The organism is Tritonibacter scottomollicae (assembly GCF_032924845.1).
GTDB classification, from domain to species: domain Bacteria; phylum Pseudomonadota; class Alphaproteobacteria; order Rhodobacterales; family Rhodobacteraceae; genus Epibacterium; species Epibacterium scottomollicae.
Genome location: NZ_CP136704.1, coordinates 1,791,565 through 1,818,562 on the forward strand (window position 1 = coordinate 1,791,565; position 26,998 = coordinate 1,818,562).

25 protein-coding genes are annotated in these 26,998 nt (G+C 63.1%); 10 read left to right on the forward strand and 15 right to left on the reverse strand.

Annotation, left to right across the window (positions count from 1 at the left end; genetic code table 11):
- Positions 1 to 85 precede the first annotated feature (85 nt).
- Positions 86 to 328 (forward strand): hypothetical protein, encoded by a 243-nt coding sequence (locus R1T40_RS09200; RefSeq protein WP_106162983.1) that lies wholly within the window; start codon positions 86 to 88, stop codon positions 326 to 328.
- Positions 329 to 394: 66 nt separating this feature from the next.
- Here the strand turns inward: R1T40_RS09200 and R1T40_RS09205 are convergent, their stop codons facing one another.
- Positions 395 to 673 (reverse strand): DUF167 domain-containing protein, encoded by a 279-nt coding sequence (locus R1T40_RS09205; RefSeq protein ID WP_106162984.1) that lies wholly within the window; start codon positions 671 to 673, stop codon positions 395 to 397.
- Positions 674 to 916: 243 nt separating this feature from the next.
- On the opposite strand from R1T40_RS09205, the gene R1T40_RS09210 reads away from it, so the two are divergent.
- Both R1T40_RS09210 and R1T40_RS09215 read left to right on the forward strand, forming a co-directional pair.
- Positions 917 to 1,495: a nitroreductase family protein gene (locus tag R1T40_RS09210; protein ID WP_106162985.1), complete on the forward strand. Its 579-nt coding sequence runs from the start codon at positions 917 to 919 to the stop codon at positions 1,493 to 1,495.
- The gene (locus R1T40_RS09215) at positions 1,492 to 2,184 is read left to right on the forward strand and encodes an EI24 domain-containing protein (protein ID WP_106162986.1); all 693 of its coding nucleotides are present in this window, start codon (positions 1,492 to 1,494) and stop codon (positions 2,182 to 2,184) included. Before R1T40_RS09210 ends, R1T40_RS09215 begins: the two co-directional genes overlap by 4 nt.
- A 253-nt stretch (positions 2,185 to 2,437) precedes the next feature.
- Here the strand turns inward: R1T40_RS09215 and R1T40_RS09220 are convergent, their stop codons facing one another.
- A complete protein-coding gene (locus tag R1T40_RS09220) occupies positions 2,438 to 2,713 on the reverse strand; it encodes a DUF1467 family protein (protein WP_106162987.1) in 276 nt (91 codons plus the stop codon).
- 86 nt (positions 2,714 to 2,799) lie between these two features.
- Positions 2,800 to 3,204 (reverse strand): methylmalonyl-CoA epimerase, encoded by a 405-nt coding sequence (mce, locus tag R1T40_RS09225; RefSeq protein ID WP_317386699.1) that lies wholly within the window; start codon positions 3,202 to 3,204, stop codon positions 2,800 to 2,802.
- Between the two features lie 185 nt (positions 3,205 to 3,389).
- Between mce and R1T40_RS09230 the strand changes: the two genes are divergently transcribed.
- A complete protein-coding gene (locus R1T40_RS09230; RefSeq protein ID WP_317386700.1) occupies positions 3,390 to 4,109 on the forward strand; it encodes a response regulator in 720 nt (239 codons plus the stop codon).
- Between the two features lie 393 nt (positions 4,110 to 4,502).
- Here R1T40_RS09230 and aspS read toward each other — a convergent pair whose 3' ends face one another.
- The 3 genes from aspS to R1T40_RS09245 all read right to left on the reverse strand — a co-directional run bounded on the left by aspS (position 4,503) and on the right by R1T40_RS09245 (position 8,356).
- Entirely contained in the window at positions 4,503 to 6,287 is a 1,785-nt protein-coding gene (gene aspS, locus R1T40_RS09235) for an aspartate--tRNA ligase (RefSeq protein ID WP_317386701.1), read from the reverse strand.
- 324 nt (positions 6,288 to 6,611) lie between these two features.
- Complete coding sequence (locus tag R1T40_RS09240; protein WP_317386702.1) at positions 6,612 to 7,262, reverse strand: aminotransferase class IV family protein; 651 nt, start codon at positions 7,260 to 7,262, stop codon at positions 6,612 to 6,614.
- Positions 7,217 to 8,356 (reverse strand): aminodeoxychorismate synthase component I, encoded by a 1,140-nt coding sequence (locus R1T40_RS09245; protein ID WP_317386703.1) that lies wholly within the window; start codon positions 8,354 to 8,356, stop codon positions 7,217 to 7,219. Before R1T40_RS09245 ends, R1T40_RS09240 begins: the two co-directional genes overlap by 46 nt.
- Before the next feature lie 204 nt (positions 8,357 to 8,560).
- On the opposite strand from R1T40_RS09245, the gene carB reads away from it, so the two are divergent.
- On the forward strand, positions 8,561 to 11,923 hold the full coding sequence (gene carB, locus R1T40_RS09250) for a carbamoyl-phosphate synthase large subunit (RefSeq protein ID WP_317386704.1): 3,363 nt from the start codon (positions 8,561 to 8,563) through the stop codon (positions 11,921 to 11,923).
- Positions 11,924 to 12,500: 577 nt separating this feature from the next.
- Here the strand turns inward: carB and R1T40_RS09255 are convergent.
- The 3 genes from R1T40_RS09255 to R1T40_RS09265 are packed head-to-tail and all read right to left on the reverse strand — an operon-like array spanning position 12,501 to position 17,111.
- Complete coding sequence (locus tag R1T40_RS09255; protein ID WP_106162994.1) at positions 12,501 to 15,557, reverse strand: efflux RND transporter permease subunit; 3,057 nt, start codon at positions 15,555 to 15,557, stop codon at positions 12,501 to 12,503.
- Positions 15,558 to 15,567: 10 nt separating this feature from the next.
- Positions 15,568 to 16,632 carry an efflux RND transporter periplasmic adaptor subunit gene (locus R1T40_RS09260; RefSeq protein WP_317386705.1) on the reverse strand — a complete coding sequence of 355 codons (1,065 nt, stop codon included), beginning with the start codon at positions 16,630 to 16,632 and terminating at the stop codon, positions 15,568 to 15,570.
- Positions 16,629 to 17,111 carry a MarR family winged helix-turn-helix transcriptional regulator gene (locus R1T40_RS09265; protein ID WP_106162996.1) on the reverse strand — a complete coding sequence of 161 codons (483 nt, stop codon included), beginning with the start codon at positions 17,109 to 17,111 and terminating at the stop codon, positions 16,629 to 16,631. Before R1T40_RS09265 ends, R1T40_RS09260 begins: the two co-directional genes overlap by 4 nt.
- 358 nt (positions 17,112 to 17,469) lie before the next feature.
- On the opposite strand from R1T40_RS09265, the gene R1T40_RS09270 reads away from it, so the two are divergent.
- Positions 17,470 to 18,594, forward strand: coding sequence for a beta-ketoacyl-ACP synthase III (locus tag R1T40_RS09270; RefSeq protein WP_317386706.1), 1,125 nt, complete (start codon positions 17,470 to 17,472; stop codon positions 18,592 to 18,594).
- 163 nt (positions 18,595 to 18,757) lie between these two features.
- Here R1T40_RS09270 and R1T40_RS09275 read toward each other — a convergent pair whose 3' ends face one another.
- Complete coding sequence (locus R1T40_RS09275) at positions 18,758 to 19,216, reverse strand: hypothetical protein (RefSeq protein WP_106162998.1); 459 nt, start codon at positions 19,214 to 19,216, stop codon at positions 18,758 to 18,760.
- 500 nt (positions 19,217 to 19,716) lie between these two features.
- On the opposite strand from R1T40_RS09275, the gene R1T40_RS09280 reads away from it, so the two are divergent.
- Positions 19,717 to 20,310, forward strand: coding sequence for a thymidine kinase (locus R1T40_RS09280; RefSeq protein WP_317386707.1), 594 nt, complete (start codon positions 19,717 to 19,719; stop codon positions 20,308 to 20,310).
- 254 nt (positions 20,311 to 20,564) lie between these two features.
- Here R1T40_RS09280 and R1T40_RS09285 read toward each other — a convergent pair whose 3' ends face one another.
- From R1T40_RS09285 to R1T40_RS09305, 5 genes are all read right to left on the reverse strand, one after another.
- A complete protein-coding gene (locus R1T40_RS09285) occupies positions 20,565 to 21,545 on the reverse strand; it encodes a 2-hydroxyacid dehydrogenase (RefSeq protein WP_317386708.1) in 981 nt (326 codons plus the stop codon).
- A gap of 11 nt (positions 21,546 to 21,556) precedes the next feature.
- Complete coding sequence (locus tag R1T40_RS09290; protein WP_106163001.1) at positions 21,557 to 21,907, reverse strand: tRNA-binding protein; 351 nt, start codon at positions 21,905 to 21,907, stop codon at positions 21,557 to 21,559.
- Positions 21,900 to 22,715: a pyrroline-5-carboxylate reductase gene (proC, locus tag R1T40_RS09295; RefSeq protein ID WP_317386969.1), complete on the reverse strand. Its 816-nt coding sequence runs from the start codon at positions 22,713 to 22,715 to the stop codon at positions 21,900 to 21,902. Before proC ends, R1T40_RS09290 begins: the two co-directional genes overlap by 8 nt.
- Positions 22,716 to 22,776: 61 nt before the next feature.
- The gene (locus tag R1T40_RS09300) at positions 22,777 to 23,277 is read right to left on the reverse strand and encodes a type III secretion system chaperone family protein (protein WP_106163002.1); all 501 of its coding nucleotides are present in this window, start codon (positions 23,275 to 23,277) and stop codon (positions 22,777 to 22,779) included.
- A gap of 614 nt (positions 23,278 to 23,891) precedes the next feature.
- Entirely contained in the window at positions 23,892 to 24,137 is a 246-nt protein-coding gene (locus tag R1T40_RS09305) for an accessory factor UbiK family protein (RefSeq protein WP_106163122.1), read from the reverse strand.
- Positions 24,138 to 24,251: 114 nt separating this feature from the next.
- On the opposite strand from R1T40_RS09305, the gene lgt reads away from it, so the two are divergent.
- From lgt to pgeF, 3 genes are read left to right on the forward strand one after another with little or no spacing between them, the layout of a single operon-like run.
- Positions 24,252 to 25,163 carry a prolipoprotein diacylglyceryl transferase gene (lgt, locus tag R1T40_RS09310; RefSeq protein WP_317386709.1) on the forward strand — a complete coding sequence of 304 codons (912 nt, stop codon included), beginning with the start codon at positions 24,252 to 24,254 and terminating at the stop codon, positions 25,161 to 25,163.
- Positions 25,160 to 26,233 (forward strand): class I SAM-dependent methyltransferase, encoded by a 1,074-nt coding sequence (locus tag R1T40_RS09315; protein ID WP_317386710.1) that lies wholly within the window; start codon positions 25,160 to 25,162, stop codon positions 26,231 to 26,233. Before lgt ends, R1T40_RS09315 begins: the two co-directional genes overlap by 4 nt.
- Positions 26,230 to 26,997, forward strand: a complete 768-nt coding sequence (gene pgeF, locus R1T40_RS09320; RefSeq protein WP_317386711.1) for a peptidoglycan editing factor PgeF — start codon at positions 26,230 to 26,232, stop codon at positions 26,995 to 26,997. The genes R1T40_RS09315 and pgeF overlap by 4 nt, the downstream gene beginning before the upstream one ends.
- Position 26,998: the final 1 nt, after the last annotated feature.

A 26,998-nucleotide genomic window follows, 5' to 3' on the forward strand; every position in this document is an offset into this window, starting at 1 on the left:
GTGCATCCACATTGCGGTCCTGCCACCTGATGCGGCCCAAGATCACCGCTTGCCAGTGCCGCCCGGCCGGTGGCAAGCTGAAGACATGTTTACCATCGAGCATGAATTCGATTCCACGGTGATCACCCTCGTCGACGAGGGCAAGGCGCATCTGAACGAGGATGTGATCATCAACGCCTTTTCCGAATGTGTCACGGTCGAGCAATTCGACCCGCGCACCAACTCGGTTCAGCGCATCACCCTCTCTCCCGAGCAGCTGCAGGATCTTGCGGCCGCGCTCGACCTGCCAGAAGGCGTCTATCGGCTGGTGCTGGAAAAGAACAGCTGACGCCGCGCCCGTGTGGCTCTGGTCAAGGGACCGCCTGCGGTGGGGATCCGGTTGTCGCCCTCGGCCTCAGGCTGCGCGCACCACAAATGTCTTGTCGCGGCTGGTCGCACCCCGTCTCAGCTCCAGCCGTGACGGCGCCAGACCCAGCGCGCGGGCCAGAAGCGCCTGCACATCTGCCGTCGCCTTGCCGCCCTCCGGCACGGTTGTCACCAGAACTTTGATGATATCACCCTGCCGCTGCACAGCATTGAACGCCGCCTTGGGCGTCACCCGCACCGTGACTTCAGCCCCTGCCACGGCGAGGTCGCTGAGGTCCGCCATTTGCCGCGCCTTCGGCTTTGCCATCGCCTGCTGCTCCTACCTGCTCGCCTATCCATGTGCGCCGTGCACCCCATGTGCAAGGGCGCGGGGCACCCTGTGCGGGCCTGCCCGTGGACAGATCGCGCCTGCTTCACTACACGCCAGACAGGACAGTTCCCAGCCCGGCCCCTGCATCGCAGAGGTGGCCAGATGCAAGGCGTCTTGCCTCTTGAAACCCACGCCACGCTGCCCGACATAGGGCAGGATAGATGTAATAAGGTTTTACATATGCCGCAACGCAATGATGCCGCCCTCGATTTTCTGCAAACCCGCCGGTCTCGCCCGGCCAAGACCCTGATCGCCCCGGCTCCCAGCCGCGACGAGCTGATGCCCCTGCTCACCGCCGCCGCCCGCACGCCGGATCATGGCAAACTGGAGCCCTGGCGCTTCATCGTGGTGGAACAGGGCGCGATGGGCCGCCTCGGCGATCTGACCGAAGCGGCAGGCGCGCGGCTCGGAAAATCCGCCGAGGATATCGCCAAGGCCCGCAGCCAGTTCGACCTTGGGCAGCTTGCCGTTGTGGTCATCGAGATCCAGAAGAACAATCCCAAGATCCCGCCGCTGGAGATCACTTATTCCGCAGGCGCCGTCTGTCTGGCCTTGTTGAACGCGGCGCTGGCTGCGGGATGGGGCGCCAACTGGCTGTCCGGCTGGATGAGCCATGATCGCGGTTTCTGCGAGGCCGCCTTTGATCTTGCGCCGAACGAGCGGGTCGCCGGGCTGATCCACATCGCCACCGAAGGCTCCGTGCCGCCCGAGCGCCCGCGCCCGGATCTGGAGACGATCACCACCTGGGTCGACGCATGATCTTTACCGCTTTTGGCAAGGCCCTGGGCCAGGTCGGGGACCCGCGCTTTCGTCGGGTGCTCCTGCTTGGCATCGGGCTGACCTTTGCGCTTCTGGTGGCCGCCTATGCCGCGCTTTTGATGCTGATCCAATCGCTGGTCGGGCCAGAGACCTCCCTGCCCCTGATCGGTGAGGTCACGTGGATGAACGACCTGCTGTCGGTGGGATCGTTCTTCTTTATGATGCTGCTGTCGGTGTTCCTGATGGTGCCGGTCGCCTCGGCGATCACCTCGATGTTCCTCGACGAGGTGGCCGCCGCGGTCGAGGCGCGCCACTATCCGCATCTTGCGCCCGTGCCGGGCCTGTCGGTCTGGGAAGGCGTCAAAGACACGGTGAATTTCCTCGGTGTGTTGATTACCGCCAACGTGCTGGCGCTGGTGCTTTACGCACTCTTTGCCCCGGCGGCATTGTTCATCTTCTGGGGGCTCAACGGCTTTTTGCTGGGACGTGAGTATTTCACCCTCGCCGCTGCACGCAGGGTCGGGCTGGTGGAGGCCAAGCGCCTGCGCCGACGCCATGGCGCAACCATCTGGGCGGCCGGTGTGCTGATGGCAATGCCGCTGTCGGTTCCGCTGGTGAACCTGCTGATCCCCATCCTCGGAGCGGCGACCTTCACCCATATCTTCCACGCCCTATGGCGTGCGGAGTGACCGCCTGAGATGCCAGCCAACCTGCGGGTGCGGCGATCAAATTTGATCTGGTAGCTGCGACCTGCACGCCAGCGCCGCCCACCGCATGGTCACTTGCCACCGCATGGTCACTGGCCCGATCCGGGTCCGGCCAGGTGATCTGCGCCGGGCCGTCAGGTTCGGCGCTCGGCCCAACGGGCGCGATGGCATGTTTCATGCCGTCGCAACGGGCGGGAGAACGCCCCTCTCGCCGCTGATTTCTCGAATGATCCGATCAGGGACGGTCCGGCAGACGGTTGAGCCAGTCGAAATCGTTGACGCTGATGACACCGGACCAGATCACCCCGGCGATGATCGCCCAGAGCACAGCCGCCGCCCCGGTCGTGATCCAGGCCTTCTGCTTCAGAAAATGCCGCTCGGGCGCGCCAGCATGGGTGCCGGGCACCACCGCTCCGGCATCGCCCTGGGTCTCCAGTCGGATCGGGATCACCACCAGAAAGGTCATGAACCAGATGACCGCATAAAGCACGAGACCGGATGTGATACCCATAGGATGTTCCTTTCACGGGGCCAGAATGCAGGACAGCCTGCGGGACAATCAGTTCGGACACGTGGCCCGACAGTGGCCATCTAGTCTCAAACCTCTTCGAGTTCCACCAGGCAGCCGTTGAAATCTTTGGGATGCAGGAACAGCACCGGCTTGCCATGCGCCCCGATCTTCGGCTCTCCCGTGCCCAGCACCCGCGCGCCTTCGGATTTCAGATGGTCCCGCGACGCCAGAATGTCGTCGACTTCATAGCAGATGTGGTGGATACCGCCCGCCGGGTTCTTGTCCAGAAATCCCTGGATCGGCGAGCCCTCCCCCAGCGGATAGAGCAGCTCGATCTTGGTGTTCGGCAGCTCGATGAAGACCACGGTCACCCCATGGTCCGGCTCATCCTGTGGCGCCCCCACGCTTGCGCCAAGCGCATCGCGATACTGCGCCATCGCGGCCTCCAGGTCCGGCACGGCAATAGCTACGTGGTTCAGTCGTCCGATCATGGCAGGCTCCCTCAGCATCCGAAACAATATGTCCCCGTAAAGATCAAAACCCTACGTTTCTTGCAAGCCCACTGGCACACGCCAGAGATGTATATGACCGCGTCGAGACGTCACGTCGGCCGCTATTAAGAACTTGTTAGCCCAGATTCCATAGCGTCGGAGTATGTAATCAGTGAGGTCAGAACATGGACGATTCGGATCTTTTTGCCTCTGCGACCCGGCTGGGAAGTGGACGCCGCCCGCTTCTGGGTTTGACGATCCTTGTGGTAGAAGACAGCCGCTACGCCTGCGAGGCGATGCGCCTGCTGTGTTTGCGCAGCGGGGCCCGCATCCGCCGGGCCGACAGTCTGAAATCCGCCCGCCGACATTTGCAGGTCTACCGCCCCTCGGTGGTGATCATCGACATGGGCCTGCCTGATGGCTCCGGCGCCGAACTGATCGAAGCTCTGTCGGGCGCCTCGCGTCAGGTTGCCGTCATCCTCGGCATCTCGGGGGACGAAAACACTGAAAGCGCCGCTTTGGCCGCCGGTGCGGATGGGTTTCTGCCCAAGCCCATCGTCTCCGTCGCCGCGTTTCAGAACGCCATCCTCAACAACATGCCACCGGAGCGTCAGCCGATCGGCCCGCGCCCCATCACCGACGAGGCGGTCGAACCCGATATTCTCGCGTTTCGCGATGATATGGCACATGCGGCCGAAGTTCTCGACGAAGCCCGGGACGAAAAGACGCTGGACTATCTGGCCCAGTTCCTCGGCAGCGTCGCCCGCAGCGTCGGGGACTCCTCGCTGGCCACAGCCGCGACCCGTCTGGCTGAAACCCGCGAATCCGGAGGTCCGTTGGCTGTGGAAACAGCGGTGATCGCCGACCTCGTGCAAGAACGTCTGCAGCGCAAAATTGCGATCTGATCATGATTGAAACGCTCCTGATCGCCTCCGCAACACTGGCCATTGTATTGTTGCTGCAATCCCGCATCAGCACGCGTCAGCCCCGCCCATCAAAGCAAAGGGTCCACCGCGCGAGGTCCTGAACCTGCGGTGGCTGTCCTGTCTGGTCCAGGCGCGAGGGGTTGAACGGCCTTCGCATCTCGCCTCGGCCTCTACGAAAGCGTGCGTGCCGCGCCGCAAACGCCACAGCAGCGATCTGCGCCCGGCGTCTTGGGTCCGCATGACCTTCGCGCGCGGAGGCGGCAATCCCCGCTCGCACCAACACCTCACCAACACTCACAGAACACTGCAAAAGCAAATGGGGCCGCCAATTGGCGACCCCATTCCAGGATTTGCAGCGCATTTGCCCGTGGATCAGTTGTGCTGTGGAATCACCCGCAGGCCCAGCTCCATAAGCTGCTCTGACATGGGCTCGCTCGGGGCCGCCATCATCAGATCTTCGGCGCGCTGGTTCATCGGGAACATGATGACCTCGCGAATGTTGGCCTCATCTGCCAGCAGCATCACCATCCGGTCGATGCCGGCCGCGCAACCACCATGCGGCGGGGCGCCGTATTGGAACGCGTTGACCATACCGCCAAAGCGTTTCTCGACCTCATCCTTGCCATAGCCTGCAATTTCAAAGGCCTTGAACATGATCTCCGGCTTGTGGTTCCGGATCGCACCAGAGACCAGCTCATAGCCGTTACAGGCCAGGTCATACTGGAAACCGCGCACGGCCAATGGGTCGCCCTGCAGCGCCTCCATCCCGCCCTGCGGCATGGAGAAGGGGTTGTGCTCGAAATCAACCTTGCCGGTTTCTTCGTCCTTCTCGTAGATCGGGAAATCTACGATCCAGGCAAAGGCAAAGCGGTCCTTGTCGGTCAGGCCCAGCTCCTCGCCGATCACATTGCGGGCGCGGCCGGCAACGCTCTCGAAGGTCTTTGGCTTGCCGCCGAGGAAGAAGGCCGCATCGCCGACACCCAGACCGAGCTGCTGGCGGATTGCCTCGGTGCGCTCGGGACCGATGTTCTTGGCCAACGGACCTGCGGCTTCCATGCCGTTGCCCTGATCGCGCCAGAAGATATAGCCCATGCCGGGCAGACCTTCCTTCTGGGCAAAGGCGTTCATGCGGTCGCAGAACTTGCGGCTGCCGCCGGTCGGCGCGGGGATGGCGCGAATTTCAGTGCCGTCCTGCTCCAGTAGTTTGGCAAAGATTGCGAAGCCGGAGCCCGCGAAATGCTCGGACACCACCTGCATCTTGATTGGGTTCCGCAAGTCCGGCTTGTCGGAACCATACCACAGGGCCGCGTCCTTGTAGGAGATCTGCGGCCAGTCTTCGGCGGCATCCACCTTGCGGCCCTTGCCGAATTCCTCGAACACGCCCGCCATCACCGGCGCGATGGTGTCGAACACATCCTGCTGAGTGACAAAGGACATCTCGAGGTCGAGCTGGTAGAAATCGGTGGGCGAACGGTCGGCGCGCGGGTCCTCGTCGCGGAAACAGGGCGCGATCTGGAAATACTTGTCAAAGCCGGACACCATCATCAGCTGCTTGAACTGCTGCGGCGCCTGCGGCAAAGCGTAGAATTTGCCCGGGTGCAGACGCGAAGGCACCAGGAAGTCACGTGCGCCCTCGGGGGACGATGCGGTGATGATCGGCGTCTGGTATTCGTTGAAGCCACGATCCCACATGCGCTTGCGGATCGACTGGATCATCTGCGAGCGCAGCACCATGTTGTTCTGCATCTTCTCGCGCCGCAGGTCGAGGTAACGATAGCGCAGGCGGGTTTCTTCCGGGTATTCCTGTTCGCCAAAGACCATCAGCGGCAGCTCTTCGGATTTGCCGAGCACTTCGATGTCGCGGATGAAGACTTCGACCTCGCCGGTCGGGATCTTGGCGTTGATCAGGCTTTCGTCGCGGGCCTTCACCTCGCCGTCGATGCGGATACACCATTCGGCGCGCACCTTTTCGATCTCGGCAAACACCGGGCTATCCGGATCCGCCATGACCTGGGTGACGCCGTAATGGTCGCGCAGGTCGATGAACAAGAGGCCGCCGTGGTCGCGGACCCGATGGACCCAGCCGGACAGGCGAACGGTTTCGCCGACGTGGGATTTGTTCAACTCGGCGCAGGTATGGCTGCGGTATGCGTGCATGGATCTGGTCTCTCTCGGCTGCGGCTGGCGAGATGCGGGGCATCATCGCCGGGCAAAATTCATCCGCACCCGTACACAGGGTTCAACCGGTCTTGTCAAGCAAACCGGGCCAATTGACCGACCTCACCGCCCTGTTTTGCACCACTGCAGCGGCGCGGGGGGCTCCCGCCCACGCGGGCCGCCCTGCACAGGCAGGGCAACACCTTGCGGTTCGGCCGGGCGCCGCGCGTTGCGCGGCGCCGCAGCCGGTCCCCGGCGGGGACCGGCTGCCCCCCTCCGCTCGGGCATCCTGTCTGACACATTCGTCGGGAGAGAGGCGCGTGTTTACGCGCCAAGCCGCGCCGCGATCTGCCCGCGCAGTGCGTTCATCAGATGGATTTGCCGCGCCTGCCTCAAATCATCCATCGTCATAACCGCCTCGCGCAGCGCGCCGGCCTCCAGCAGGCTCTGACGGTAGATCCCCGGCAGACAACCGGAGGCCAACGGTGGTGTGAGCCTGTCGCCTTGCGCGGTGGTGACGGCGATATTGGTGATCGTTCCTTCGCAAAGCTCCCCGCGCGTGTTGAGGAACACCATCTCCTGCACCCCCGCCGGAAGGTCGCGCCGCACCTGGTCATAGAGCGCCCGCCGAGTGCTCTTGTGCTGCAACATCGGGTCATCTGCCTCCAGCCGCGCCTCGGCGATGGCAAATCGCCACAAAGGTGCGACGGGCGGCATCGGAGAGGTCGCCAGATCCAGCGCGCCATCTGCCGCAAGGGTCATACGGCAGCGCAGCGGCACCGAGCCACATAAGCCCGCCACCAAACGGCTGGCTCCTTTCGCATCGAAGGGGATGCCAAACACCGCCGCCGACCGTGCCATCCGCGCCAAATGCAGATTCAGCCGCGCCACGCGCGCCCCCTGCCCCGGCACATAGCCGAAGGTCTCGATCAGGCGGAAATCGGGGTCGTCACCTGCGCAAAACGGGCTTTCCACAGCGCTTCCTCATATTCCGAGGCGGCGGTGCTGTCCCAGACAAGCCCGCCGCCGACGTTGAAAGTGGCGCGGTCGCCGTCCAGAAGCACGGTGCGGATTGCCACGTTGAATTCCGACCGGCCATCCGGCGCCGCCCAGCCGATGGCGCCGCAATAGATGTCACGGGCCCAAGGTTCCAGATCTCGCAGCACCTCCATGGCGCGGATCTTCGGCGCGCCGGTGATCGACCCGCAAGGGTACAGCGCGGCAAAGATCTCCGCCAGACCACAGCCCGCCGCCAGACGTGCCCGCACCAGCGACACCATCTGATGCACGGTGGTGTAGCTTTCGATCGCGAACAGCTCCGGCACATGCACCGATCCGGTCTCGGCCACGCGGCTGATGTCATTGCGCAAGAGATCCACGATCATCAGGTTTTCCGCGCGGTTCTTCTCGTCCGCCTGCAGGAAATCACGCCGCCGCGCGTCCTCTGCCGGATCGGCGCTGCGCGGCTGCGTGCCCTTCATCGGGCGGGTCTCGATCACGCCCTCACCCGTGGTGCGAAAGAACAGCTCCGGGCTGCGCGACAGGACCGCGGGCAAGCCCTCCTGCTCGATCAGGACCCCGTGACCCACCGGCTGACGCTGTGCCAGCGCCGCGTATAGCGCATCCGGACTGCCCCAGGCCGCGACATCAATGGGAAAGGTCAGGTTGGCCTGATAGATATCGCCCGCGCCAATCAGCGCCTTCACCTGATCAAAGGCCTGCGCATAGCGCGCCGCGTCCCAGCGTGGCACCGCCTCGCCAAAGCCTGCATCACCCGCCCAGCGCGGAACCTCTGCCACCGCCGGCGCGCGGTACACCCCGAACTGCATCAACGGCAGACGCCGGCGCTCCGGCATCCGCGTCGAAAGCCGTGGCTCCAGCGCATAGCCCAGCTCATAGGAGGCATAGCCCGCAACCCAATAGCCCTCGGCGCGCGCCTCATCCAGGGCCGCCAGCGCACCCGGCACCTCCTGTGCGCAGGCGGCACGGATCATCCGCAGCGGCTCGGCAAATTGCGCCGCACCGCCGCCCTCACCACACACAGGGCCATTGTCAAACCGGAGTCGCACCGTCAAAGTCTCCTCACAGACTGTTGGAGCCCCGCATATAGCGGTTTGATCGCCTCGGGAAAGGCCCGAAAGCGGCAAATTGCGTTGCGGGGCCGATCCCCCTTGCACCTTTTGTCTCGCTCCCTATAACGCAGGACAATTTGGGCGCTGCCCGCGCCTGATTCAGACTGCCACCCGCATAGTTTTCCAAGAGGACGCCACGCCATGCCCAAAAGAACCGATATCCAGTCGATCATGATCATTGGCGCGGGGCCGATCGTCATCGGGCAGGCCTGCGAATTCGACTATTCCGGCGCTCAGGCTTGCAAGGCGCTGCGCGAAGAAGGCTACCGGGTCATCCTGGTGAACTCCAACCCGGCGACGATCATGACCGACCCCGGCCTGGCCGATGCCACCTATATCGAGCCGATCACGCCCGAGGTGGTCGCCAAGATCATCGAAAAGGAACGCCCCGACGCGCTTTTGCCGACCATGGGCGGGCAGACCGGCCTCAACACCTCTCTGGCGCTCGAAGAAATGGGCGTGCTGGCAAAATACAACGTCGAGATGATCGGCGCCAAGCGCGAGGCCATCGAGATGGCCGAGGACCGCAAACTGTTCCGCGAAGCGATGGACCGGCTGGGCCTGGAAAACCCCAAAGCCACCATCGTCACCGCTCCGACCAAGGACGACGGCAAGGCGGACCTCGACGCGGGCGTCGCCAAGGCACTGGAAACGCTTGACTATGTGGGTCTCCCAGCGATCATTCGCCCAGCCTTCACCCTCGGCGGCACAGGCGGCGGCGTGGCCTACAACCGCGAGGATTACATCCACTATTGCCGCTCCGGCATGGATGCCTCGCCGGTGAACCAGATCCTCGTCGACGAGAGCCTTCTGGGCTGGAAAGAATACGAGATGGAAGTGGTCCGCGACAAGGCGGACAACGCGATCATCGTCTGCTCGATCGAGAATATTGACCCGATGGGCGTGCACACCGGCGACAGCATCACCGTGGCCCCGGCGCTGACGCTCACCGACAAAGAATACCAGATGATGCGCTCCGCCTCGATCTCGGTGCTGCGGGAAATCGGTGTCGAGACCGGCGGCTCCAACGTGCAATGGGCGGTAAACCCCGACGATGGCCGCATGGTCGTCATCGAGATGAACCCCCGCGTGTCGCGTTCCTCGGCGCTGGCGTCCAAGGCCACCGGCTTCCCGATCGCCAAGATCGCCGCGAAACTGGCGGTGGGCTACACGCTGGACGAGCTGGACAACGACATCACCAAGGTGACGCCGGCCTCGTTCGAGCCGAGCATCGACTATGTGGTCACCAAGATCCCGAAATTCGCCTTCGAGAAATTCCCGGGCTCCGAGCCCTTCCTGACCACGGCGATGAAATCCGTGGGCGAGACAATGGCGATCGGCCGCACCATTCACGAATCGATGCAAAAGGCGCTGGCCTCGATGGAATCGGGCCTCACCGGCTTTGACGAGGTCACCATCCCCGGCGTCACCGCCGGTCACTGGGAAAGCGTCGGTTCGGACGACAAGGCCGCGGTCATCAAGGCGATCAGCCAGCAGACCCCGGACCGGCTGCGCACCATCGCTCAGGCGATGCGTCACGGGCTGTCGAATGACGAGATCTTTGGCGTCACCAAATTCGACCCCTGGTTCCTGGCCCGCATCCGCGAGATCATCGACGCCGAGCGCGACGTCCGCAAGAACGGCCTGCCGATGCGCGAAGATGGCCTGCGCGCCCTCAAGATGCTCGGCTTCACCGATGCCCGCCTTAGCCTGCTGACCGGTCGTGACGAGGACAACGTCCGCCGCGCCCGCCACAACCTCGGCGTCAAGGCGGTGTTCAAACGCATCGACACCTGTGCCGCCGAGTTCGAGGCGCAGACCCCCTATATGTACTCCACCTACGAGAGCCCGATGATGGGCGAGGTCGAGTGCGAGGCCCGCCCCTCCGACCGCAAAAAAGTCGTTATCCTCGGTGGTGGTCCAAACCGGATCGGCCAGGGGATCGAGTTCGATTATTGCTGCTGTCACGCCTGCTACGCGCTGACTGACGCGGGCTACGAGACCATCATGGTCAACTGCAACCCGGAGACGGTGTCGACCGACTATGACACCTCGGATCGTCTGTACTTCGAGCCGCTCACCATGGAGCACGTGATGGAAATCCTGCGCGTCGAGCAGGACAACGGCACTCTGCATGGCGTGATCGTGCAGTTCGGCGGCCAGACCCCGCTGAAGCTGGCCAATGCGCTGGAGGCCGAGGGCATCCCGATCCTCGGCACCACCCCCGACGCCATCGACCTGGCAGAGGACCGCGAGCGGTTCCAGACGCTGGTCAATGAGCTGGGCCTGAAGCAGCCGAAGAACGGCATCGCCTCCACCGATGCACAAGCTCTTGAAATTGCAGGTGAGATCGGCTTCCCGCTGGTGATCCGCCCCTCCTATGTTCTGGGCGGCCGCGCGATGGAGATCGTTCGCGACATGGATCACCTCAAGCGCTACATCAACGAGGCCGTGGTGGTCTCCGGCGACAGCCCGGTGCTCTTGGACAGCTATCTCTCCGGCGCGGTGGAACTGGACGTGGACGCGATCTGCGACGGCACCGATGTACATGTGGCCGGCATCATGCAGCACATTGAGGAGGCCGGCGTGCACTCCGGTGACAGCGCCTGCTCCCTGCCGCCCTACTCGCTCGACAAGGACATCATCGAAGAGATCAAGGTGCAGACCTTTGCGCTGGCCAAGGCGCTCAATGTGGTTGGCCTGATGAACATCCAGTTCGCGGTCAAGGATGGCGACATCTACCTGATCGAGGTCAACCCGCGTGCCTCGCGCACCGTGCCGTTTGTGGCAAAGGCCACCGACAGCGCCATTGCCTCGATCGCCGCGCGGGTGATGGCGGGCGAGCCGCTGTCGAATTTCCCCAAGCGCGCGCCGTATGAACCGGACGCGGGCTATGACGTCAACACGCCGATGGCCGACCCGATGACGCTGGCCGACCCGAACATGCCGTGGTTCTCGGTGAAGGAGGCGGTGCTGCCCTTCGCTCGCTTCCCCGGTGTCGACACCATCCTCGGCCCGGAGATGCGCTCCACCGGCGAGGTCATGGGCTGGGACCGCAGCTTTGCCCGCGCCTTCCTCAAGGCGCAGATGGGCGCCGGCATGGTGCTGCCCGCATCGGGGCGCGCCTTCATCTCGATCCGCGACACCGACAAGACCGAGGTGATGCTCGACACCGCCCGCATCCTTCTGGGTCAGGGCTTTGAACTGGTCGCCACCCGCGGCACCCAGGGCTGGTTGGCCGGTCACGGAGTTGCGTGTTCGGTGGTCAACAAGGTCTACGAGGGCCGCCCGCATGTGGTCGACATGCTCAAGGATGGCGGCATCCAGCTGGTGCTGAACACCACCGAGGGCGCGCAGGCAGTGGAGGATTCAAAGCCGATGCGCGAAGTGGCGCTCTATGACAAGATCCCCTACTTCACCACCGCCGCTGGTGCCCATGCCGCCGCCCGCGCCATCCAGGCGCAGGCCGAGGGCGAGGTAGAGGTCAAAAGCCTGCAAGGCTGAGCCTCCATCACATAAAGACAGACAAACGCCCCCGATCCGGGGGCGTTTTCTTTTGCCCAACAACGGCTTTGTCCTGTCTATGGCGGGCCAGGGACTGCCATAGCCGCACGGCAGGCACACCTGCATACGCGACGCGCCATATATGCTAGGAACGCATCAGACACGCGCGTTCTCTTGCTGATAGGTGCTCTGATGATGATCCGCCGCTTTCTCTGCCTCTCACTGTTTTTATCGCTGGCTGCATGTGATGTGCCCTTGGTCCCGCTGATCTGATCCCTCGCCGCGTTCGGTGATTTTTCGTACAATTGAATCAGATGTTTACGGAGCGCTCACGACGTCTGCGTTGCGACGACTCAATCGCGCAGGCAGAGTTAGTCCTGCATAGAGCAGCTCAGAAGAGCAGCGGAAGATCATGTTCCCTCCGGCCATCACCTTCTCTCTCACCCCCTCACAGATGGCCAACCCTTGATCTCCCCTTTAACGGAAAAGCCCCGTGGGACAGGATCCCCGGGGCTTTTCTCAGTCTTGTTTGTTCCGGCCGCGCTACGAAAGGCGCAACCGGATGTCTGTCAGGCCATCAGGCCGCCGCAGCCGCCTCGGCCTTCTCGCGGCGTTCTACTCCTTTGAAGAAGATCAGGTAGAACACCGGTGCGGCCACCAGGGTCAGCACGGTGGCAAAGGCCAGACCACCCATGATGGTCACCGCCATGGAGACGAAGAAGGCATCGCTCATCAGCGGCGCCATGCCAAGGATGGTGGTCACCGCCGCCAGCATCACCGGCCGCAGACGCGAGACCGAAGCCTTGACGATGCTCTCGCGCAAGGGCAGCGCCTCCTCGCGGCGCACGATGTCGATCTCCTCCACCAGGACGATGCCGTTCTTGATCAGCATCCCCGAAAGGCTCAGCAGACCCAGAAGCGCGGTAAAGGTGAAGGGCAGCCCGGTGCCCATCAGTCCGATCACCACGCCGTTCACGCTCATCGGCACCAGCAGCCAGATGATGATCGGCTGGCGGATGGCATTGAACAGCAGCACCGAGATCAGCACCATGATCAGGAGCGACAGCGGCAGCTGCTTTCCAAGGCTTTCGTTCGCTTCGGCGGAGTTCTCATGCTCCCCGCCCCACTCCATCTTGTAGCCCAGCGGCACCTCGATGGCCTCCACTGCAGACTGCACCTCGCTGAACACCGTCGCCGCCGTCACCTCGGATGAGATATCTGCACCGATGGTGATGGTGTAGACCCGGTCCCGACGATGAACGAGGGTGTTCTGCACCTCGTAGCCCACCCCGTCGAGCATCTGCTCGATCGGAATCCAGGTGCCCGCAGTCTCGGAAAACACCACCTGATTCATCAGGTTGTATGGCTCTTCCGGCGGCTGGCGCATGACGATGGGGATCAGACGCTCCCGCTCGCGGAACACCCCGGTGGTCAAACCATTGGTCGAGAACTTCAGCGCGTTGGAGATCGCCTCCCGCGTCACGCCTGCGGTCTGGGCGCGATCCGTTGCATAGACCGGCTTCAGCACCAGTTCCTGTTCCCGCCAGTCATGTCGGACGTCGCGCGTCAGGTCGCTTGACGTCTCAAGGACCACCTTGGCCTCTTGTGCCAGCTGTCGCAGCACGGCCGGATCGGGCCCGGAGAACCGCACCTCCACCGGAGCCCCGCCGCCGGGGCCAAAGACCAGCCGTTCGGTGCGGAACTCGCCTTCCGGGAAGCGGGACTTGCCAAAGGCTTCCAGCTCCGCCTGCAGCGCCGGGATCTGCTCGATGTTTTCGGTGCGGATGATCAGGTGACCATAGCTCGGGTTTGCCTTCTGTGCGGCGTAGGTCAGCAGGAACCGGGTTGCGCCCTGCCCCACGAATGTCGCGGTGGACACCACATCATCGCGCGCGTCCAGCCACTCCTCGACCACCGCCAGATGCGCCGAGGTGGTCTCGATCGCGGTGCCCTGTGGCAGCTTGTAGTGCACATAGAACAGCGGCGTGTTGGAGTTCGGGAAGAACTGCTGCTTCAGCATGCCAAAGCCCATGAAGCACACCACCGTCACCGCAATCAGACCAGCCACGACGAACCAGCGCAGCTTCAGCGCCGCCCGCAACAGGCCACCATAGGCGCGGAACATCAACCCGCCATAGCTGTCGAGATCCTCGCCGGTGCCACGCTTGAAGAAGTAATGCCCAAGCAGCGGCGTCACGGTCAGCGCCAGAAGCCAGCTCAACAGGAGCGAAATCCCGATCACCGCAAAGAGCGAGAACATGAACTCACCGGTGGCATCCGGGCTAAGACCAATACCGGCAAAGGCCATGATGCCGATGACCGTCGCCCCCAGCAGTGGGATCTGTGTCTTGGCAGCCGCCTCATGCGCGGCTTCGCGCGAGGATCTGCCCTTCTGCATGGTGATCTGCATGCCTTCGGCCACAACGATGGCGTTGTCCACCAGCATGCCCATGGCAATGATCAGCGCACCCAGTGAAATCCGCTCCATCTCGATCGAGAACAGCGCCATGAAGAACAGCGTGCCCACCACCGTCAGCAGCAGCGTCGTGCCCACCACGATCGCCGCACGCCAGCCCATGAACAGCGCCAGCACCACGATCACGATGGCCACCGACATGGCAAGGTTCACCAGAAAGTCGTTGGAGGCCTTCTCCACCACGATATGCTGCTGGTAGATCGGGTGCAGCTCGACACCAAAGGGAATTTCGCTGTCCAACTCGGCCAGCTTGTCATCCACCCGGTGCCCCACATCGACGATGTTTTCGTTGGCAACGCCCGACACGCCCAGCGTGAAGGCTTCCATGCCGTTGAACCGGATCAGCTCGTTCGGGTCGACTTCGCGCCCGCGCCAGACATTGGCAATGTCGATGATGTTGATGGTTTCACCACCCACGCCCACCGTGAGACCGGCGATTTCAGATACCGAGTCGGTCCCTTCCGGCGTCTGCAGAAGCGTGTTCACAGTGCCGGCCTTGATCTCCCCCGCCGGTGTGACGGAGTTCGATGTGGCGATGGCATTGGCGATCGCATTCACCGAAACGCCCAGATTGGTCGCGATCGGCATGTCGGGTTCGACATAGATGGATTCGTTGCGCAAACCAGCGATATTGACGTCGGCCACGCCCTCCACCGTCAGCAGCTCCCGCCGCAGATAGGTGGACAGCTCGTATTTCTCCTTGTCGGAGAATCCTTCCGCCGTCACCGCGTAGAAAATGCCAAAGACGTCGCCGAAACTGTCATTGACCAGCGGCTCACTGACACCATCGGGCAAACCCCGCGCCGCATCGCGCACCTTGGCGCGCAGTTTGGTCCAGATCTGTGGCAGCTCGGACCCGTCATAGGTGTCCTGCATCTCGACCTCGATGATCGACACGCCGGGCCGGTTCATCGAGCTGATTTCCTTCACTTCCGCCATCTTCTGAATGGCGGATTCCAGCGGTTCGGAGACCTCCATCGCCACCTGTTCGGCGGTGGCGCCGGGATAGGTGGTCTGGATCACCGCCTGTTTGATGGTAAAGGCCGGGTCTTCCAACCGCCCGAGGCTGAGAAAGCCCCAGATGCCCCCGAACAGGGCAAACAACATGATCAGCCACGTATAAAGCGGCCGTTGAATGGATCCGCGTGCAATGTCCATGTCGCGGGCCTCAGTTGCTGAAGCCGGTGAAGCGGCGAACCGCCTGACCGTCTTTCAACGCCGCACCGCCGGTCAGCACGACCTCGTCCCCGTCATTGACACCGGACAAGACCTCGAATTCACCAAACTGGTTCGGCTCGACCGTGACCTCGGTCCAGGTCACAGCCCCCTGATCCGCGCCGGTCGGGGTAAAGATCATCACGCCCGTCACCCCCGCAGGTGTGGTCACGATGGCTGTGGCTGGCAGGGAAATCCGATGCCGCCCGATCATCACCCGCACGCTGACGGTGGTCGAGGCCCCCGGCAGCACCTGCCGGTCCTCCGGCGGCTCCATCGACAGGGTCACCCGATAGGTCTGACCCACTGCTGAGGCCTCGGCCGTGTATTCCAGGATCTCCAGGGGATATTCCTTATCCGACCCGGGAAAGGTCGCAACGATCTCGAAACGATCACTTTCGTTGGTCCGCTGGAACAGCAGCTCCGGCACGTCGATTTCCACATGCAGCTCCGACATGTCGTGCAGACGTGTGATCGGTGTTCCGGCAGACACCGTGGAGAACAGCGCCACCTCACGTCGCGCGACCAGCGCATCAAAGGGCGCATAGAGCGTGGCGTGATTGAGGTTGGTCTGCGCCGTACGCAGGGATACCTCGGACAGGCCCGCCGCGGTCTCCGCATCCTCGATCACCACCTGGCTCACCGTACCCGCAAGGCGCGCATTGCGTTCCTTGTTGCGGTCGGCCTGCTGCTTGTTCAGCACCGCCTGTTCCAACTGCAACTGAAAGGTCTCCAGATCGAGCTGCGCAATCAGTTCGCCCTGTGGCACCACATCGCCTTCGGTCACCGGCAGTTTCAGCACCTGGCCGCCAACCTGAAACGCCAGATCGACGGTCTCCTTGGCGGCCACCTGACCGAAGAAACGCCGCTCCATCGGTGCGGCGCCCCCATCGGCAGTCATCAGCTTCACCGGTTTCAGCGATGTGTCCACCGCCTGCTCCGCATCCTGTGCCTGCGCCGCCAGCGGTGCCGCAAGCACCACCCCCAGCAGCACGGCCCGGATTGATGTCATTGTCATGTCTGATCTCCTTCACAGGGTCCTACAGCGCCCGACTGAACGGCCTTGTTGTGAATTTTCTGTGCGAGCCCTGCGAGAATTCGTGCTTCCTCTCGCGTCAGGCCCGACGTTTCATAAAATACCTCGGACGCATCAGCGACAAGCTGCCGCCGCCTTGCATGTCCGTTCTGCGTCAGTTCCAGCAGCCAGGCGCGCCCGTCATCGGCATCACGCACCCGACGGATTAGGCCCTGACGTTCCAGCGCCCCTGCTCCGGCCGTAACGGCCGAAGGCGCCTTCATCGTCAGCCGCGCCAGCTCTCCCATGCGACAGGGTCGCACGAGAAGCAGCAACAGATGGCATTCCATCCGGCCCAGCTGTTCCCCGAGACGTGCATCATTCAGGCGCTGCTCCAATTGCCAGTGCAGTGCAAAGACCCCCATCATGGCCTGCACTTCTGGTGTATGGAGATCCCAATTGTCGGAATGATCTGAAGTCATGTCTCGCTCCTGAGAGCCAAATAGTTCACGAACTGAAGTATTTAAAGGGGGCCCCTCCTCTTTCTGCGCGCATCCCGAAGCATTATGTCACATCTCACCGGTCAAAGCGTATATTTCACGCAAATGTCGCAGATCAGCTGCGGGACCTGCGGTCAGACCACATATCCCGCCTCACCTTTCGCCAAAGCTATTCGTCTGAGGTTTTCGCTGTTCGCCGGGTGTGATTCGCCCCCACTACATTGCTCTTGACCCGAGGGCATGCAGCCCGCCGCCCTTGACCTCTCGCCTTGAAAAAGGCCCTATATGCGCCACCTCGAGACAGGGGACCTGTTCAGGCCCCGCCACCTGGGACGCAAACATGTACACACCCGCCATTACCGGCACCGGGGTCTTCACCCCCGCAGAGCGCATCTCCAACGCGGAACTGGTCCAGGCGTTCAACGCCTATGTCGACCTGCAGAACGCCCGACACGCCGAGGCCATCGCTGCCGGTGAGCGCGAGCCGCTGCACTACTCTTCGGAAGAGTTCATCGAGAAAGCCTCCGGCATCCACAGCCGCTTTGTAATGGACAAATCCGGCGTGCTCGACCCGGAGGTGATGCACCCGCAGCTGCGCCAGCGCAGTGACGACGAACCCGGCATCATGGCCGAAATGGGTGTGGACGCCGCCCGAAAGGCGCTCGCGCAGGCCGGAAAGACCGCCGCGGACGTCGATGCGGTGATCTGCGCCGCCTCCAACATGGAACGCGCCTACCCCGCTGTCGCCATCGAAATCCAGCAAATCCTCGGCATCAAGGGGTTCGCCTTCGATATGAACGTTGCCTGTTCATCGGCCACGTTCGGCATTCAGGCCGCCGCCGACATGGTGCGCTCCGGGTCGATTCGCTCCGCGCTGGTGGTGAACCCGGAGATTTGCTCCGGCCATCTGGAATGGCGTGACCGGGACTGCCACTTCATTTTTGGGGATGTGGCCACCGCAACTCTGATCGAGCGTCAAGAGGACGCCACCGGCGCGCATTTCGAGATCCTCTCCACCCGCTGCGCCACCGAGTTTTCCAACAACATCCGCAACAACAACGGTTATCTGCGCCGCTCCCGCCCCGACGGGGTGGCCGACCGCCGCGACATGCAGTTCATGCAAAACGGGCGCAAGGTGTTCAAGGAAGTGCTGCCCATGGTCAGCCAGCACATCGCCGACCACATGCAGGCCGAGGACGTGACCGCCAGCGATCTCAAACGCCTCTGGCTGCATCAGGCCAACAAATCCATGAATGACTTCATCGGCAAGAAGGTTCTTGGCCGCACGCCCGAGGCGGGTGAGCAGCCAAACATCCTGCAGGACTACGCCAATACCTCTTCGGCGGGGTCCATCATCGCCTTCTCCCAGTTCTCCGACGACCTCAGCGATGGCGACACCGGTCTGATCTGCTCCTTTGGTGCGGGCTACTCGGTCGGTTCGGTGATTCTGCGCCGCCACGGCTGACGGGTGCGTCTTCTCTGTCGCAGTGCCGACGACGCGCGCGCTTACACATAAAAAGCACGCGCCCGATCTGGGCGCGTGCTTTTTTGTATCCGCTCAAAGCTGCGCAACCTGTCTCAGTGAACGACCAAGATTTCAGCTCCCGCTCAAATGCAGCGGAAAGGCTTCAGGCGCTTTCTTCTTCCAGGTGCAATTTCATGTCGATCAGCACCTGCTGCAGCAAGACCGTCTCCCTCAACAGCCGCTTTGCCTCATTCACGGTGATGATTCCATCGGCGATGGCATCCTGATACTCGCTCATCAGTTGCGCAAACCGACGGCTCAACGCGATCACGTCGGTATTGACCCCACCGGGCCGGGTAACAGCCCCCGGCGTGCCGGAATAGGACAGGGTGATGTTCTTCAGATCAGCCAGCGCAGAGGTGACATGCGGGAACGAAGACGCCCCCTCGAGCTTTGCCACTGCATCCACCGGAATGAAACGATCCGCGTGTTCCGTATTCTCGGAATAATACCGTCCTAATGTCGCCTTGGATTTGCCGGTAATCTGGCAAGCGGACTCGATCCCCACGTCCTTTACAAGTGCTTCGGTATGTTTTTTCAGATACGTCCCGATATCCGCCATAATACTCTTTTACCTACATGTATGCCCCCCGAACCAACGGCTTGGGGGAACCTCACGATTAAATTCCCATTCAGTTTGCTTAACCGAATTGTAATACCTTTGCCAGACCTGCCGTGACGACTTGAGCTTCAAGAGTGGTGTGAGTTGGCGTTTGAGTCACGACAGGTCGGAAGGATCGGCATTGTGAGTGAGTAGCCTGTCTTTTCAAGTGGCAATTGGTCTGCCGAGAAAGATGTCTCCCAGGGACGGAACGTGGTTCTCAGAAGGGCTTTTGACGCCTTGGATCGCAACTCCGGCTCTCTGGGGGCATCACCCTCGGCGTCGCTTTGGTTTCCGTGCGGTCTGGACCTTTTAGGCTGAGTGTTACCGACCCTTCGTGACGCCGCCGAAACAGCCCGCGACACGCCGAGCTTCCGCCAGAATACACCTCCTTGCAGCATCTCGGGCGCCGCAAGCTTTTCACCTTTTCTAAAGTCGCGGATGTGGATAGACCCCAGCCCATGGCCAAGCTCTACTTCAATTACTCCACCATGAACGCCGGTAAATCGACCGTCTTGCTGCAGGCGTCTCACAACTACCGCGAAAACAACATGCAGACCTATCTGCTGACCGCGAGCGTTGACGACCGGGCGGGCGCTGGCCGCATTGCGTCGCGCATCGGCATTGGCGCCGAAGCGGATGTGTTCCGACCCGAGGACGACCTGCACGCCCGCATCTGCGCCCGGCTAGAGCAGGGGGCGGTAGCGGCAATCTTTGTGGATGAGGCGCAGTTCCTGACGCCGGATCAGGTCTGGCAACTGGCCCGTGTGGTGGATGACCTGCGCATTCCGGTACTGGCCTATGGGCTGCGGGTGGATTTCCAGGGCAAGCTTTTCCCCGGCTCTGCCACCCTGCTGGCACTGGCTGATGAAATGCGCGAGGTGCGCACCATCTGCCATTGCGGCAAGAAAGCCACCATGGTTGTGCGCCAGGATGATCAGGGCAATGTACTGACCGAAGGCGATCAGGTGCAGATCGGTGGCAATGAAAGCTACGTCTCCCTCTGCCGCCGCCACTGGCGCGCCGCCATGGGTGATCTACCTGAAAGCAGCTGAGCGTGCTCTGAACGCAAGCGTCGACCTCAGGTTCGGTCAGGGCCGGTGGACCTCCCGCCCGCACCCGGGCTGCGCCAAGGCGCCGCCGGTTCGGTTGGGCCCGGCACGCAAGGTGCCTTTGGCACCTTGCGTGCCGCAGCCAGCCCATCGGGCTGGCTGCCCGCCCCAATACAGCCCTAAAAGATCGGTCTTGACGGAAGGCGTGCGTCTGAAGCACTGGGCGCTATGCCGTCTCGATCCGGGGTCGATGCAGACTAGACGGGGTTCGGCACGCGCTGCCCGGCCAGAAGTGCTGCCACATTGTCCAGCGCCATATGGCCCATATCGCTGCGCACCTCTTCGGTCGCAGTGCCCAGATGCGGCAGCAGCGTGACATTGTCCAGATCGCGCAACGCCTGCGGCACCTCGGGTTCGAACTCGTAGACATCCAGCCCCGCACCGGCGATTTGCCCGGACTGCAGCGCCGCGATCAGTGCCGCCTCTTCCACCACTTCGCCGCGGGCAATATTGACCAAATGCGCATGGGGGCGCATCGCCTTCAGCACCTGCGCGTCGACCAGATGCCGGGTCTCCGCCCCGCCGGGCACGGCGATCACCAGCATGTCGACCATGGACGCAAGCGCCATCAGGCTTTCCGCGCGTTCGGCAGGATAGTCGGTGGCCTTGTCGCTGCGCGCAACATAGGCGATCTGCATGCCGAACCCGTAATGCGCCCGCCGCGCGATCGCATTCCCGATCCGCCCCAGTCCAACGACACCGAGCCGCTTGCCCGACAGGTGTAGCCCCAGCATCTGGGTCGGGTGCCAGCCCGCCCATTGGCCGGACCGCACCAATCGCTCGCCCTCGCCCGCCCGCCGGGCCGTCATAAGCATCAGGGTCAGCGCGATATCCGCCGTCGCACCGGTCACAGCACCGGGCGTGTTGGCGACCTCGACCCCTGCCCTGCGCGCCGCTTCAGCATCGATATGATTGAAACCGACGCCGAAATTGGCCAGCAACCGGCAGCGCGGCGCCGATGCGGCGGCAAAGATCTCCGCCCCATAGGCATCGCCCAAGGTCGGCACCACCACGTCGAAATCGCGCAGACTGGCGATCATCTCATCTGGGGTCATCGGCGTGGTCTGGCTGCGGATCTCCACATCAAACTCTGCCCGTGCCCGGGCCTCCACCGCTGCTGTCATGGGCCGGGTGATCAGCACCCGGCCCGTCCTGGCGCCCGTCCCCGTGCCTGTCATCGCCCCCGACATCAGTGCATCCGCCCGCCGGTCGGCACCTCGGCAGTTACCTCGCCGTCAGGGCCGATCAGGACGATCTCACCATCGGCATCCGGCAAACCCAGCACCAGCACTTCGGACATGAACTTGCCGATCTGGCGCGGCGGGAAATTCACCACCGCCATCACCTGCTTGCCCACCAAATCCTCGGGCGCGTAATGCGCCGTCACCTGGGCCGAGGACTTGCGCTCTCCGATCTCGTCGCCAAAATCGATCCACATCTTGATGGCGGGCTGACGCGCCTCGGGAAAGGTTTCCGCCCGCAGCACTTTGCCGACGCGCACATCCACCTTCAGAAAGTCATCAAAGGAAATCTCAGCCACGCGACAACTCCTCAGAACGCTTGGCCGCAGCCTCCACGGCGCGCTGCAACAGCGGCGGGAAGCCGGCGGTCTCATCCATCAGCACCTCAAGCGCTGCCTGCGTGGTGCCATTGGGACTGGTCACATTGACCCGCAGCTGCGCCGGATCTTCCTCTGCGGCCTCGGCCAGCGCGCCTGCGCCCGCCACCGTCGCCTTGGCCAGCTGCATGGACAAATCCTCCGGCAGGCCCTGCGCCACGCCCGCGGCGGCCAGCGTCTCGATCAGGTGGAACACATAGGCCGGGCCGGAGCCGCTGACCCCGGTGACCGCATCCATCTGGCCTTCGCTCTCCAATCGCACGGTCTGACCCACCGCCTGCAACAGCCCCTCGGCCTGCGCCAGATGCGCCTCGGTCACATCGGCATTGCCAATGATCGCGGTGATCCCACGCCCGACCGCCGCCGGCGTGTTGGGCATGGCGCGGATGATCGGGGTGCCACTGCCGAGCATCTTCTCGAAGGTCGCGATGGAGGTGCCGGCAGCTACCGAAATGAACAGGGTGTCGCCGCCGCCGTAGGATTTTGCTGTGGGCAGCGCTGCGGCCATCACCTGCGGCTTCAACGCCACCAGAACGATGGCAGGCTGCTCGGGCGCGGCCGAATTGATCCGCACGCCGGTGCCCTTCAGCCAATCTGAGGGTTTGGGGTCCATCACATAGACGGCCTCGCGCGGCAATCCGCGTTCCAGCCAGCCCGCAAGCATAGCCGACCCCATCTTGCCACAGCCCAAAAGCACCAGCCCGCGCGCCGCGATCTGTTCCATATCCATGATATCCACCATCTGTCGTTCCGGTTGATGCCGACCCGAGGTCAGCTGATGGGGCTAAGACTTACGCGCGCCCATAAGCCTCTGCAATGGCGACCTGCATGGCCTCCTTGGCCGGGCGCTCGCCCCAGACCATCAGCTGGATCGCCGGGTAGTAGCGTTCGCAATTGCTGACTGCGGCCTGCACGATCGCATCCACCTGCTCTGGCGTCGCCATCTGCCCGCCCGACAGCACCAACCCGTAGCGATAAAGCATCAGCCGATGCTCCGGCCAGTAGCTGAACGCCCCGGCCCAGCACTGATCGTTCATGTGGTTGATCAGCTCATAGAGCTGCGGCACCTTGGCCTCCGGCGGCTCCATTTCGAAGCTGCAGACCATGCGCAATGTCTCGTCATAATCGGACCACGCCAGGGTCAGGGAATAGGTGCGCCACTGCCCTTCCACCGCCATGGCGATCTGGTCATCGGCGATACGGTCGAAATCCCAGTCATGATGGGACGCGAGGTTCTCGACAAGGTCGATCGGGTGAAGGTCGTCCTGCAGCTCGTGCTCGGAAAGTGCCATGATGCCACCTCTCTGGTCTCTAGCTTTTGGACCCGCAGTGAGCCCCTATTGCTAGCTGTCTTATCTAAGGACAGGGAGGGTTCCCCTGCTCCCTACCAGATATGGTGGGCGCGTGCCGCATCCGTGGCAACCCTTTATTTGGGGACAACTGCAATAAGTTGTGGATGACTGGAATTCTTGTGCAAAATATCGGGGTTCTGCTAGGCTGACACACAGGCGTTACCCGAGCGGCCTAGACTGGCGCTCCGGGATGGAGGCAGGCGGCCCTTGTTTTGTGACCGCAGAACGGCACGACCAATACATCACCGTAAAACGCCCGCCCAAGCCGCCGATCCGCGATTCCCCGCCCTGTTCCGGCGTCAAACGCCGCAGCCGCATGCCCGCGCCGCGGCGTTCTTCCGGCTCAAGGCCCCCGCTCCGCCTGCGGGCAGTGGGATCGCGAGCAGCGTCAGACGCCACGGCCTCTGCCGGGGCCGCTCTGCGCCCCTGCGGAGGCTCAAACTGAAAAAGGGATGCACTGCCGCATCCCTTTTCCCATATGACAAAGAGCGTTCATATGCCGGTGACCCGCCGCGAATTGCACGGCGCACGCCCTTCGGACAAGATCAGCGCACTCAGTTGGATTTGGCTTCCAGCGCATCCAGACGCGCCTTAAGCGCTTCGTTCTCTTCGCGGGCCTTCTGCGCCATGGCGCGCACGGCATCGAATTCCTCGCGGGTCACGAAATCGCGATCGGCGAGCCATCGGTCGATCATGCCCGACATCGCGGTTTCCGCTTCGTCCTTCGCCCCTTGCGCCACGCCCATGGCGTTGGTCATCAGCTGCGAAATATCATCCATAATCTTGTTGCGGGTCTGCATGGCCATCTCCCGTTTCATGTCTTACCTCTGTGAGGCTTGCTGCCTATATGGGCGCTAGAACACCAAACGGCAAGTCGTTGACAGCACTTGCTCCAAAGAGGCACAGAGACCCCCATGCTGGCTGAGATGATCCAATTCCCGAACCTGTCGCCGGAGATTTTCTCCATCTCCCTCTTTGGAATGGACTTCGCCCTGCGCTGGTACGCGCTGGCCTATATCGCCGGCATCCTGATCGCCTGGCATCTGGCGGTGCGTGCCGTGAAAACCCCGGCCCTCTGGGCCAATGGCACCGCCCCCATGGCGCCCCGTCAGGTCGAAGATCTGATGACCTGGATCATCCTCGGCGTCATCCTGGGAGGCCGTCTGGGCTATGTGTTGTTCTATCAACCTGCCGTCTATCTTGAAAATCCGGCCCAGATCCTGCGCATCTGGGAGGGCGGCATGGCCTTTCATGGTGGTCTTCTCGGCGTGGTAGTGGCGGCATGGGCCTATGCGCGTGCCCAGGGCATCGACAAACTGGCCATGGCCGATCTGGTGGCCCATACCGTGGCCCCCGGCCTGCTGCTGGGACGGTTGGCGAATTTCGTCAACGCCGAGCTTTGGGGCCGCGCGACGGATCTGCCCTGGGGCGTTGCTTTTCCGGGCCGTGCGGCACAGGACTGCGGTCAGGCACTGGGCGAAATCTGCGCCCGCCACCCCAGTCAGCTGTACGAGGCCGCGATGGAGGGGCTGATCCTCGGCGCTCTGATCCTCTGGATGGTCTACCGCCGCCACGCCTTTCACGCACTGGGCCGCATCCTTGGCACCTTTCTCGCCGGCTATGGCATCGCCCGTTTCATCGTTGAGTTCTTCCGCCAGCCGGACGCGCAGTTCATCTCTGACGGCAATCCGCTGGGGCTGGCCTGGCAGATCGGCGGCTTTGGTCTCACCCAGGGCCAGGCGCTGTCGATCCCGATGATCGCACTGGGGCTGTGGTTCGCCCTTCGGGCCCGCCGCACCAGCGCCAAGACCGGGGCCGCAGCATGAGCCTGACCGACACGCTTCGACGCCGCATCCTGCTTGATGGTCCGATCAGCCTGGCGGACTATATGTCCGAATGCCTGCTGAACCCGAGTTATGGCTATTACACCACCGCCACCGCTATCGGCGCGGAGGGCGATTTCATCACCGCGCCGGAAATCAGCCAGATGTTTGGCGAGTTGCTGGGGCTGGCGCTGGTGCAATCCTGGCTCGACCAAGGCAGCCCCGCGCCGTTCACTCTGGCCGAGCTGGGCCCCGGACGGGGCACCCTGATGGCGGATATGCTGCGCGCCACCCGCATGGTGCCGGGGTTTCATGACGCGATGGATCTGGTGCTGATCGAGGCCTCACCGCGCCTGCGTGACCAACAGGCCAGCGCGCTTCGGGATTATGCCCCGCAGTGGCTGCCCTCGGTCGAGGATCTGCCGCAACAGCCGCTCTTTCTGATCGCCAACGAGTTCTTCGACGCCCTGCCAGTCCGTCAGTTCCAGCGTGATGGCGACCTCTGGCGCGAACGCCGGGTTGGCTATGACACCGAGAGCGCCGCACTCTGCCTCGGGCTTGGCGCCCCTGCCCCGCAACCCGCGCTGGACCACCGGCTTGAGGACACGCCCGACGGAAAGCTGGTCGAGCTCTGCGAGATCGCCGGCGTGCTCTGCGAGGCCATTGCCCAGCGGGTTGCGGAGTGTGGCGGGGCCGCATTGCTGGTGGATTATGGCGACTGGCGCTCACTTGGTGATACGCTGCAGGCGATGCGCGCCCATGCGCCCGCCGACCCGCTCATCGATCCGGGCCAGTCCGACCTCACCGCGCATGTGGATTTCGAGGTGCTCTGCCGCGCCGCCCGGGCCTCGGGCTGTGCCCACACCCGCGTCACCCCGCAGGGAGTGTTTCTGGAACGGCTGGGCATCACCGAACGCGCGCAAACCCTCGCCGCCAATCTGGACGGCGCGCCGCTGGATCAGCTGATCGCCGCACATCGACGGTTGACGCACCCCGAAGAAATGGGAACCCTGTTCAAAGTGCTCGGCCTCTATCCCGCCAAATGCTCTCCCCCCGCAGGACTGGAAAAATGACCCTCGAAATCGTTACCTCGGATCTTCTGACCCCGGCTCACCATGGCTTCTTCACCCGCAGGGGTGGCGCCTCTTCCGGCGTGTTTCAGGGGCTGAACTGCGGTGTCGGCTCCTCCGATCAGCGCGAGGCGGTGATGCTGAACCGGGCCCGTGTGGCCGAGGCGATGGGGGTCGCAACAGACGCGCTGGTGGGCATGCATCAGGTTCATTCCGCAGATGTAACAGTCATCGACGGGCTGCCCGAAGATCCCACCGCCCCGCGCCCCCGTGCCGACGCGCTTGTGACAGCCACCCCCGGCGTGGCGCTCTCTGTGCTCACTGCCGACTGTCAGCCAGTGCTCTTTGCCGATCACGAGGCTGGGGTCATCGGCGCGACACATGCCGGCTGGCGCGGCGCCCTTGATGGGGTGCTTGAGGCCACCATTGAGGCCATGCTGTCGCTCGGGGCCACCCGCGAGGGCATCCGCGCGGTGATCGGCCCAACGATCTCCCAGCGCGCCTATGAGGTCGGACCGGAGTTCTTTGACGACTTCATGGCGCAGTCCCCCGAAAACGCGCGCTTCTTCGCGCAGGGCAAAGACGATCGCATGCTCTTCGACCTGCCGGCCCTGGGCCTTGCACGGCTGCGCGCCGCAGGCATCCAGCAGTGCGAATGGACCCGGCACTGCACCTATTCGGACCCGGATCGGTTCTATTCCTATCGTCGCACAACCCATGCCAAGGAAGCCGACTACGGGCGCCTGATTTCCTGCATCCGGCTTTAAG